This window comes from Pseudonocardia sp. SID8383 (genome assembly GCF_009864975.1).
Taxonomy (GTDB): Bacteria; Actinomycetota; Actinomycetes; order Mycobacteriales; family Pseudonocardiaceae; genus Pseudonocardia; species Pseudonocardia alni.
Genome location: NZ_WWFY01000572.1, coordinates 1 through 686 on the forward strand (window position 1 = coordinate 1; position 686 = coordinate 686).

The 686-nt window shown below is 77.8% G+C and carries 1 protein-coding gene; it reads left to right on the forward strand.

Features of this window, described 5'->3' with window-relative positions:
* On the forward strand, positions 1-686 hold a 686-nt coding region (locus GTW08_RS13900), incomplete at both ends, for a KR domain-containing protein (RefSeq protein WP_161152010.1).

The following is a 686-nucleotide window of genomic DNA, read 5'->3' on the forward strand; positions in this document are numbered from 1 at the left end:
CACCTGCTGCTGACCAGCCGCCGCGGCGAGGACGCCCCCGGCGCCGCCGCACTGCGCACCGAGCTGGAGTCGCTCGGCGCCCGGGTCACGATCGCCGCCTGCGACGCCGCCGACCGGGACGCACTCGCCACCCTGCTCGACGAGCTGCCCGCGGACCTGCCGCTGACCGCCGTCGTCCACTCGGCGGGCGTCGCCGACGGGGACGCCCCCGTCGCGGACCTGACCGTGGACCGGCTCGACGCGCTGCTGCGGGCCAAGCTGACCGCGGCCCGGAACCTGCACGAGCTCACCCGCGGGACGGAGCTCGACGCGTTCGTGCTGTACAGCTCCGGGGCGGCGGTCTGGGGCAGCGGCGGCCAGCCCGGCTACGCCGCGGCCAACGCCTACCTCGACGCCCTCGCCGCGCACCGACGCGGGCTCGGGCTCCCGGCGACGTCGGTCGCCTGGGGGACGTTCGGCGAGGTCGGCATGGCCACCGATCCGCAGGTGCACGAGCGGCTGCACCGCCAGGGCGTCCCGGCGATGGACCCGGCCGACGCACTGGCCGCGCTGGAGCTGGCCCTCGGCGAGGGCGACACCGGCGTGGCGGTGACCCGCATGGACTGGGAGGTCTTCGCGCCGAGCTTCACCGCGCTGCGCCCCAGCCCGCTGCTGGGCACGGTGCCCGAGGCGGTCGCCGCGCTCGC